General features: G+C 31.5%; 1 protein-coding gene and 1 pseudogene. Both read left to right on the plus strand.

Features of this window, described 5'->3' with window-relative positions; translation table 11 throughout:
- Positions 1–566: pseudogene (locus OQH62_RS08490) on the plus strand (hypothetical protein); the annotation flags it as partial.
- 1 nt (position 567) lies between these two features.
- The coding region (locus OQH62_RS08495; protein ID WP_266016124.1) for a hypothetical protein at positions 568–1,239 on the plus strand (672 nt) is incomplete at its 3' end.

A 1,239-nucleotide genomic window follows, 5' to 3' on the forward strand; every position in this document is an offset into this window, starting at 1 on the left:
GGGAAGATTCTAATGTTTTACAGAATCATTCTATGCGGGAAAAGCAAATCATAGAAAAAAGAGAACAAGAACTTCCTCCTAATGTTATAAGAATAGAAACATTAGATGAAAGTGAGGAGTATATAGAGATTATATTACCTCCAACATTACAAATTGATGACCCACCTTTAGAAGATATGAGTGCTATGTTTATACCTGCTTTAAGAGGTATAGGTTCAGCTATTAAAGGGATAAAAGAACTTGGTAGGAGTTTGACAACGGAAGAGGTGTTGGGGATAGTAAATAAGCTTGAGAAAGTTATAAATAGAAAGGATAAAGATACTGGTATTCGCCTTGTTAAATCTAAAAAAGAACTAGATGAGTTATGGGGGAGATTAACAAAGAATGCAAAGGAATTGAAAGATGGAACAGATAAAAGACACGGAAAACCAATTTATAAAAGACAACTAGATGATGGGACAAACATTAATTATAGAGTAGATTCTAAAACAAGAGGAGAGACTATTGATGTTAATAGCAGAAATCCAAAAGTTAATGTTAAAATACATATTGATAAGGGGAAGTAAAATGGAATACAAATTTGTAACTTATGATAAAGAGAAAAATTTGTTTAAATTTTTTTACAACAACGATGAATGGTTTAAGAAATTTGCTGTGAAGTTAGGATATGATGAATATAGCTATGACCAAAGTGAATTGCTTATATTTTCACAAATACCCAATATCACAAAAGCAGATATTTTAGAATTATTTGAGCTTTCTATATTATGTTGTTTTTGGGCTTCAAGGATTGAGGGTGATGAGATAATGATATGGACTCACCGCATTGACAACCTAGACGATATCCTCTCTCCAAATCCACCAAAACCCACTTACATTAGCGAATACATTAACATAGTAGGACAACTCTTTCTAGCAGGATATATTGATTTTGGTTCATATTGTGATTATGAGGATAAAGATAAAATAGACTATCCTACAAATTTATCTTATTGGAAAGAAGACAAATATCAAGCTTGGATATACTTTAGAGATAATTTCTTTTATGCGAATAGATTTGATAGAGACTTAGATGATGATATTATGATTTATGAAGGCAAAGAATACAGCACAAAAGATTGTCCAAGACATATAGATAAAGAAAGAGGTTCTGTTCTTTGTGGTTATAGCACAATGTATAGTGATACCTCTTGGGACACTCCAAAATATTGGTCTCAATATAATATTTGGGTAGCCCAA

It is taken from the genome of Campylobacter sp. MIT 21-1684 (genome assembly GCF_026241315.1).
GTDB lineage: Bacteria > Campylobacterota > Campylobacteria > Campylobacterales > Campylobacteraceae > Campylobacter_D.